This window comes from Bacillus sp. HY001 (genome assembly GCF_007558965.1).
Taxonomy (GTDB): Bacteria; Bacillota; Bacilli; order Bacillales; family Bacillaceae_G; genus Bacillus_A; species Bacillus_A mobilis.
This window is the reverse complement of sequence record NZ_VLTE01000419.1, coordinates 1-239: the sequence shown is the minus strand read 5'-3', so window position 1 is coordinate 239 and position 239 is coordinate 1. Positions and strand designations below refer to the sequence as shown.

Genomic DNA, 239 nt, shown 5'->3' with positions numbered 1-239 from the left:
GCTACATCCCAAACAGCTAAAATAACATGGTACCCACTGCGATCAGTTGGTACATTGATTTTATGTGATAAATTATTAGATGCTTTAGAACCATCGTGTTTTACAGTACCAATTGGCTCAAAATCTGCTCTTGTTAAAGGTTTATTTGGATTCCATCCCTTTTTCGTGATGTAATAGTGCCATTGACTTGTTGAATGAGGAGCTGTGTATTTCCAAGTAAAGGTGTTTTCTCCGCCTTT

Annotated in this window: 1 protein-coding gene; it reads right to left on the bottom strand. The window is 37.2% G+C overall.

Features of this window, described 5'->3' with window-relative positions; genetic code table 11:
* The coding region (locus FOT98_RS32055) for a lytic polysaccharide monooxygenase (protein WP_186292162.1) at window positions 1-239 on the bottom strand (239 nt) is incomplete at both ends.